This is a genomic window from Spirosoma spitsbergense DSM 19989 (assembly GCF_000374085.1).
GTDB lineage: Bacteria > Bacteroidota > Bacteroidia > Cytophagales > Spirosomataceae > Spirosoma > Spirosoma spitsbergense.
The window spans coordinates 1-8,162 of sequence record NZ_KB893460.1 but is presented as its reverse complement, the minus strand read 5'-3'; the positions used below and the strand labels follow the sequence as shown (position 1 = coordinate 8,162).

General features: G+C 40.2%; 7 protein-coding genes. 3 read left to right on the top strand and 4 right to left on the bottom strand.

Features of this window, described 5'->3' with window-relative positions:
• Positions 1–397 precede the first annotated feature (397 nt).
• The gene (locus B157_RS0109160) at positions 398–2,872 is read left to right on the top strand and encodes a TIR domain-containing protein (RefSeq protein WP_020603046.1); all 2,475 of its coding nucleotides are present in this window, start codon (positions 398–400) and stop codon (positions 2,870–2,872) included.
• A 484-nt stretch (positions 2,873–3,356) separates the two neighbouring features.
• Here the strand turns inward: B157_RS0109160 and B157_RS0109155 are convergent, their stop codons facing one another.
• Both B157_RS0109155 and B157_RS0109150 read right to left on the bottom strand, forming a co-directional pair.
• Positions 3,357–3,842 carry an MORN repeat-containing protein gene (locus tag B157_RS0109155; RefSeq protein WP_020603045.1) on the bottom strand — a complete coding sequence of 162 codons (486 nt, stop codon included), beginning with the start codon at positions 3,840–3,842 and terminating at the stop codon, positions 3,357–3,359.
• Between the two features lie 261 nt (positions 3,843–4,103).
• Positions 4,104–4,772 carry a type IV secretory system conjugative DNA transfer family protein gene (locus tag B157_RS0109150; protein ID WP_020603044.1) on the bottom strand — a complete coding sequence of 223 codons (669 nt, stop codon included), beginning with the start codon at positions 4,770–4,772 and terminating at the stop codon, positions 4,104–4,106.
• Positions 4,773–4,945: 173 nt separating this feature from the next.
• Here B157_RS0109150 and B157_RS0109145 point away from each other — a divergent pair, with 173 nt between their 5' ends.
• The gene (locus tag B157_RS0109145) at positions 4,946–5,152 is read left to right on the top strand and encodes a helix-turn-helix domain-containing protein (RefSeq protein ID WP_020603043.1); all 207 of its coding nucleotides are present in this window, start codon (positions 4,946–4,948) and stop codon (positions 5,150–5,152) included.
• Between the two features lie 140 nt (positions 5,153–5,292).
• Positions 5,293–5,577 (top strand): hypothetical protein, encoded by a 285-nt coding sequence (locus B157_RS0109135; protein ID WP_020603041.1) that lies wholly within the window; start codon positions 5,293–5,295, stop codon positions 5,575–5,577.
• Positions 5,578–5,998: 421 nt separating this feature from the next.
• Here B157_RS0109135 and B157_RS0109130 read toward each other — a convergent pair whose 3' ends face one another.
• Together B157_RS0109130 and B157_RS38930 are read right to left on the bottom strand one after the other, a co-directional pair.
• On the bottom strand, positions 5,999–7,831 hold the full coding sequence (locus tag B157_RS0109130; protein WP_020603040.1) for a type IV secretory system conjugative DNA transfer family protein: 1,833 nt from the start codon (positions 7,829–7,831) through the stop codon (positions 5,999–6,001).
• Between the two features lie 68 nt (positions 7,832–7,899).
• A partial coding sequence (locus B157_RS38930; RefSeq protein WP_020603039.1) for a hypothetical protein occupies positions 7,900–8,162 on the bottom strand: 263 nt, incomplete at its 5' end.

The window sequence follows — 8,162 nt, the reverse complement described above, 5'->3', positions numbered from 1 at the left end:
GCAGCGGTCAGCGGTGGAGTGATGATGGGGCGCAAGCGATGCTCAACTTACGGGTAGCGGCTAAGAGTGGCCGCTGGCAATTGGTCAGAGACCGCCTAAATTTAGTTGACAACGACTAAGTCAACTTAAGGCAGGTAGTTTTGAAATGCACCTTATACTCATGTTTCTATTTAGGTGGAGACTACAAATAATATATTTTATACCTTAAAAGAAAATTATCATATAACATTCTCAAAATAACGTGTATGTACTTAACTGATAATTGATTGTGTCATGTTAGTTTTCAAGGCGGCATCTACAATAACTTACAAATAACAAAAGTATATAGTAAGCTGTCATAGCAGTTAAATATTAATTGCTTCCATCCTTACCAAAATCACCTCTAACTAATAAACATATGCCTAAAGCTTTTTTTTCCTACAGTAGTCAAGACGGCTCATTCGTTCAAAAAGTTGCTGAGTTGTTAGGGCAAACTAGTTGTTTAATAGACATAAAGTCTTTTGAACAAGGCATGAATACTGTTAGCGAAATAAGAGAAATGCTAGACAGTAGTGACATATATGTCTTGTTTCTGTCAAATAGTGCGCTTGATTCAAAATGGGTACAGGATGAATTACAGTATGCAAAAGAAAAGTTAGACAATAATTCTCTTCAAAGAATATATCCGTTAATAATAGACAAAAAAATCACTCATAGAGATATTAGGATTCCAGATTGGATGAAAGAGACTTTAAACATCCAACCTGTTTTTCGTGTAGCAAAAGCGTACAATTTAATTAGAAGTAGAATAAAAGAGGCTACTTGGCTTAAGAATCCTATTTTAAAGCTTAGAGACGAAGTCATTGTAGGAAGAAACGATCTTATTCAGAAAATAGAATATAGACTTGATGACTACGAGAAAGATTCACCTGTTTGTTTAATTGCAGGTGGTTTTTCAAAAATAGGCAGGAAAACGGTATTAAAAGAGGGGTTGTTTAAAACACAATTAATTAGAAAAAAATCCTATGAACCTATAACTTTAAATTTGGGTGCAAGAGAAAGTATTGAAGACTTTATCATAAAACTTCATGATGTTTGCCCTTGTGAAGATATGGATTTTAGCAATCTTATAGAATTAAATCAAGACAAGAAAATATCTATAGCCAGAACACTTGTTCAATCTCTACAAAAAAGTAATGAAATTATATTTATTGAAGATAATGGATGTATTGTTTTACCAGATAGAAGTCTTTCTATTTGGTTTAGAAACGTAATACGATCTCCACACAATGACGGAAAGGTTTCTAGTTCTGTAACTTTTTGTATTGCCTCATCATTTCGCCTACAACCCCATATTTCCCTTTCTGTTTTAGAAATATTCAGTGTAAATGTTTCAGAACTTTCAGTAGTTGAACGGACTAATTTATTAAAGCGATTAACTAATCTCTATAGGAAAAATTTAACAAAAGAAGACATATTATTTTTTCAACCAATACTAAAAGGATTCCCTGAACAAGTTATGTTCACTGCAGATTTAATCAATGAGGCTGGTCTCAACTACGCTAAAAATAATACTAACCTCATTTCAGATTATCAAAGAGAACGTATGAGTAAAATTTTCAAGGAGATACTAGAAGATAAATTATCGCAAAATTTATTATCAGTATTGACTGATTTCGATTTTATTAGCTATGACTTATTATTTGATATTTTAGAAAAGGACAAGCAAGAACAATATGAGAACAAAATTAACTTGTATATGGGACAATCTGTCATTGAGACTATGGGTATTTCGAAAGAATATTTAAGATTAAATGACGGAATACGAGATTTTTTGCAAAGAGCAGGTTATAGACTACCTAATTTGTATAAAGAAAAAGTTAGAATACATTTACGACATTCTTTAAACGATCCAAAATTGATTAATACTGATGTATCAGATTACTTTTACTCATTAAAAACTGCCCTACAGCTAAATCCTAAATTAGTCAATAAGTATTTGTTGCCATCTCACTATTTGAAAACCATGGTTTACTTATATGAAAGAGATAAAAACTATAATGACGTGATTGAGATTGCAGACAGAGTTTTAGAAAAAGAAAGTAAAATGGATAGAGCTATTGTGTATGAGATCAAACAGTGGCTATGTCATGCATTAGCAAGAAATAGAAGCGATAGATTTAAAGATGAAGTCCAATATTTCAATGGCTCTTATTTATACAACTATTTATTTGGATTTTATTACCGCATGACCGGAAAGCTACAATTTGCCTTAGAACGGTTATATGATGCTTTAGCTGAAGCACCTAATTTTCAGCGTGCTAGGAGAGAACTAGTGCAAGTGCTATTAAGCCTTGAATTGTATGATGATGCTTTTGAGCATGCCAAAATAAATTATGAATTAGAAAGAGGAAATCCATATCATATTCAAGCATACTTTGATTGTTCTTTACATAGAAAGGGAATTCAAAAAAGCTTTTTGCTTAGCTTAATTCAAGAAATGCGTTTGGTAGGCACTAAAAAGGCAATTGAAATGGCTATGTTAGCAGAAGCAGATTACGCTTATAATGTTGAGATGAATTATAGCAAGTCTATTAGTCGTCTTATCACTACACAAGAAGAATATGGTAGTAGTCCATATAATGTATTAAAAAAATTCAATTTATATGAAAGAAAGGGCTTAATTCCTGAAATGATTAGTACGATATCTGAAATGGAATCGATTACAAGAAGTGATAATCCAACGGAAGTTAGTAGAATTCATTTAATGAAAGTGAAGCTGTATGCTCATAAAGGAGAAAAGATTTTAGCTACTAATATGATAGATAAATACTTAACATATTATCCTGAAAATCTAAAAAATAAATTAAAGAAGTACGTAGAGAAAATGTAAATCGAAAATCATCTTATTGACGCATGAGTAAGTATGTAATGACAAATTGATTACAATTACTTATCAGTCAGTCAATTGTGTAGGGAAAAATATTACGGACTTATTTACGCGTCTATATTGTCCTGTGAATTAGTCTGTAAAGATTGAATCGTTGACAATGTTCAAAACTCGGTCAACGCTGGCAACGGTCTACCATTTGAACTTTACGTGCTTATTCATGCTTCGATATCATATACGTATGTAGGTCATACTTTTGTGCAAATTCTTCGACTTGTGCTTGTTGATTAGGATTAATAGTTACAAACCACTTATTCTTGTTAGCATTATTTGGAGTTGGATTGTAAAATATCGTTTTCTTTCATCCTTGTTTTAATCCCTCAACATAAGAATCCTTATACAACACCTCTCAAAATAACACAACGCCCGCCCCTCTCTCATGAGGGGGCGGGCGTTGTACTTTTCTAATTATCTCCTTTACATCTGCTCAATTATCAATTGAAGCTTTAAGCTGTCCTGGTACATCATTAACCCAAGCACCACACATCTTTTTTTTAGTTGCTTCATCGGTTATACAACCGAAACCATGTCTTTTGCCTTTTTCCCAACTTCCAGAGTACTTTGTTCCATCCTGATAAACCATAGTTCCATTAGCACCATGTGGCTGCTCAGCCCAAGGCCCATTGTAAACACGACCATCCACAAAAGCTATCTTACCACTTACAAAACCATCATTTTGCCACCTGCCGTCGTATGAATCAATACCAGATCCTCTTAGAGCTCTAGGACCAAATGTGCATTTGCCTTGGCCCTGGCGCTTGCCCCCTACGAAACTCCCTTCGTAAGTCTGATCTTGTGCTTGCCAGTAGAGTCTGCCAAACCCATTATTACAGTCTCCACTTATACATTGTTGAGCTTGAATAATGGAGTGAGATAAACAAAGGAATAATAACGCTGCTGAAAGAGTTTTCATCTTATGTTGTTTTGATTATGAGGAAATTAGCGGTAATTATAGGTAAAATTTGTGTTATAAAATACCCCTCATTTTTGTTATACGTTTTGTTCACGCTTACAAACCCGACTACTTGTTATCTTGGTTGTTAGAGTTTGACTTGGGGCGGTACATCGCAGCACCATAAAGGCGGGTCGATGGTGGCCACGTATGGCCACCATCGACCCGCCTTTATGGTGCTGCCTGCTCCCCGCTAAGGGGTTGCCGTAGGCAAATAGCGGCCTAAAAATCTAAGCTCTCGCCGGGGCCTGTTCGCTCATCGCGCTTATGCTGGCCGTTAAACGAATGGCCGTTTACGGGTGTGGTCTTCGATTCGACCGGGCCGCGTTCGGCTATAGCCTGGGGCTGCGGGTGGTGTAACAGGCTTTCTATTTCATCCTGGATGCGTAGAAAGTTCTGCTTTGTGTCCTGGCTCGTTACCAGCGTAACGGGTACCATTTCGGGCAGTGGCCCGCCTTCACTAGCTTTTACCTGAGCTTTGAAGCTGCTGAAATCAGAATCTACTAACTGGCCGTAAAACTCGCCTGTGTTCAATTCTAACACGTCCTGGATGCGTACCCGGCTCCGCTCGGTGAAACTGTGCGACGTGCTGCGGCCTCGGCTCGTCTCCAAATCCCGGCTGTTCTCGCTCTCGCCTTCCGTGCGCTGCTGCACGTACTCCCGGCCCCACAAATCAGCTACGTACTGCGCTGTCTCCCGGTGGCCAACCCGCCCGTAAAACTGGTTGTTTAAGTTGGCCACCAATGCGTCTTTCTTGTTGCGCCCGTACATATCCTCAATCTGGCTGATGTCCTGCGCCCCGAAAACGGTAGCCACTTTGTTACTTCGGCCGGTGGCGGGGAGCTGGTCAAAGTTGGGAATGTTTAGCGTTGGCGCTTCATTTAGGATCACGCGGCAAAGAGACCTAAACTTGGGTGGATTCTTGTGGCCATATCAATTAAGCCACTTGTTTAAACCCAGTTTATCTTCTACAAAATGCTAAGTTATACAGTTCGAAATGTTCCATAACATCTTAATTTTGCGAGAATAGCATTGCCTTAATGGGTTGATTGTTACAATAAACAATGGAAGACGTAAAACAGCGTGTTGGTCAAAGGATCAGAGAGGCTCGAAAAGCGAAAGGGTTAACCCAAAAGGAATTGGCCGACAAGATTAGCTTATCGGTTGGGACTGTAAATCAATACGAAGTAGGTAAACAGAATCTTACAATAGAGACAATCCAAAAAGTTGCTAATGCTCTAGGGGTTTCCTTTGATATTATTTTAAGTTAATTTTTTTTGCCAAATAATTATGGATATATCCATAATTGACTCTATATTTATAGAGTCAAAAGACAACAAAAAAGGCCCCAACGCTGACATCTTGGCGGAAGAAGCGAAGGGGCGCATGTTACACTTAACTATACAGTCAAATGCAAACGGTACAAAGTAACGCTGTTCCTAACAGCCATGCAAATCCCTTTGAGCAAGTAATCAGCTTGCCCCTCGTCTCTACTGGTAGTTTCTACGCCCAAATCGAGACCCTTCGCGATGTTTACCTGCTGACCAAAAACCCTTACATGGTCGCCCAAAATGGCCGCCTACTGGCTGATGAGGTGTGCATTTTATCGCACCAACTTGAAATCCTGATTGAGGGGTTGAACCCTCTAATTAAAGAGGCTATAACGTCCCATCCAATTGACGCGGAACACTTATAAGATCCATGAATAGTAAACCACTGGATAAGGTTGTTTCGGTAAGCAACCTTGTCCGACTTATTCGCAGGATGGATGAGTATGAACAATGGAAACGGGCAGTGTTTATACGAGATCGGTTCACCTGTCAGCTCTGCGGGGCCAGAAATGGACGCAAACGGGTTATTGAAGCGGATCATATTGTAAGCATTACCTTGCTTGTTAGAGAAAAAGAGGTAAATAGTATAGAATCAGCGCGTTCTTGCAAAGCTCTCTGGGATGTAAACAACGGGCGCACCTTATGTCATTCGTGCCACCAGAAAACGGAATCATATCCGGTTCGCTTTGTTGCATATGCGAAAGATTGAAAAATAGGTAGGTCTATGACTTATGGTTAGGCGTTGTAACGCCTAACCATAAGTTAACGCTATGTCAGTAAATTCAGTCAAGAAAAATCTTCCCAACCGTCGGGCTTTTCCGGGCCGTCGGGTTGATCCGGTCTGCGGGGTTCAGGGGGGGAATTAGGTTTAGTCGGTTTCGTATTCTCCCGCACAATTTGGCGAACATCTTCCTTTATTTGCCGAAAGTTGACCCGCTTTCCCTCTTCGCTGACTGTGGTAAACGGCTCAATGGCTTTCGCTTTTGATTGGGGGGCCACAAACTGAGTAACAAACTCATTTGTATTTCCCTCAGCAACAAAACCCGCAAATTGGCCCGTTTGTAGATCCCGAATCGTTTGCATGGACAGGCGGTCTCGCTGCTGAATGGAGGTGCTTACGTTTTGGCTACTGGAGGAACTTCGATCCCCCGTACTTCTGCCTGAGGATACACTTTGATATTCCACATCGTGTTTACCAAACAAGGTAGTAACCCGTTGCAGCGTTTTGGGATTTGTCGAACGGCCGTAAAATTGATTGGACAGGTTGCCCAATAACATTTCCGATTGTTGGGGTCCCAACTGGCCTTCCATTTGTGCTATATCCTGAACGGCGTACACGGTGGCTACCTTACTGGCCCGCGCGGTAGCAGGCAGCTCATGAAAATTAGGAATGAATAGGGTAGGGGCCTCATCCAGAATAATGATACTGGGTAGTTTGCCGGATTTATTCATTCGCTTGGTCGCAGTAGCAATGATGAGGGAAATCAACGGCGAGTACGTAGTGGGTAAATCGGCATCGTTGCCAACCACTAAAAAACCTGGCTTCTCGGGATTATTTAAATCAAAAGGTACATCATCCCCGCTCATTACCCAAAAGATTTCAGGCGTGTTTAGAACAGCCAGATAGCTTTGAACGGTGGTGAATATACTAGCCAGGGTCTTTTCCGAATCCTGACTACTGGTGATGGCAGCAACCAGACCACGAACCTCTTCATCAGACCCTAAAAGTTCAAGTAAGGCTTTGGTTGGCGTTTCGATGATTAAGCTACTCGCATGGGGCAATGTACAAAACTGAGGGTAGTTATTGCGCAAATACCAGAGACTGCCCGTTAGCAAGGCTTCGGCGGTCTGTATCCAAATGTCTCGCTTCAAACTTGCTTTATAATCCAAATTGCCAATGGTTGTTACTGCCGCTTCCCGGGCGTAACTGGCATTGATCAGAATGGTAGGGCTTACCGGATTGATTCGGTGACTACAGGTCAAATCCGTAAAATTAACGTAGTAGGTAGTAACGCTACTGGCCTCATAAGCACCCGCCACCTCATTGGCTAACGTTGGAAACTTTCGATCATATAAGATACCCGTAAAGTTGGCCGCTGCGGACTGTTGAATAATGGGTTCAATCAGACTTTTGCTTTTGCCGGTGCCTGGGCCTCCACAAATGAAAATTCCACGGAACACATTTCTAAGCTGAAGCATACCGTCCTGGGTAACAAACGAAAAAACGGGCTGGCCTTCAGCAATAATTTCCTTTTCGGGCGGCCGGGATGAGAAAAGATTTATTTTTCCAGTTCGTATCCAATAGGCATAAGCACCGGTAACGAGAAGGGTACAATAAAACAACGCTGATGACCGGAATGAAGCAGGCGTTACAGGTCGTAAAATGAACATGACAACCAGCCCACCAAATACCATGATAAAGGACAATACCCCAAACCGAAGCCAAAGTTTGTTCCAGATTACATCATTATTGAAGTGAGTCTTCTGGTCATAAAAGATCATCCGTAGCGCAAAATTTGTAATAAATCCTAAGCCTAATTGACGCAAAAAGCCAAGCAAAATAGTGATCAGAACACCAATAACGATAAAGGCTGCAATTACGAAAAGTGTGTTAGTCATAATAGCGCATAAATGAGTTAACTAATTGAAGGGATAGTTTTAATTAAAGCGCAATGGTTAGTCAATATTTAGGCGGCTATACAGCCGAAGTGATAAAGTTGACGCACTCTAGGATCATTTTTCTCCAGTTTAGTGCCTTTGGGTAAGATAGAAAAAAAACGATCTAGTAGTAAACGATTGTGGTAGAGCGTCTTAATAGTGGCCATCGAGAAGGGTTGTTGACCAACGCCCTGCTCAACTTTAGCCACGTTAACCGCGCTCAGGGCTGCATTAAAATGGTAATCAAGTTTGTTGACCGAACGAGCCTGACAATCAGAAAGACCCGTAAACT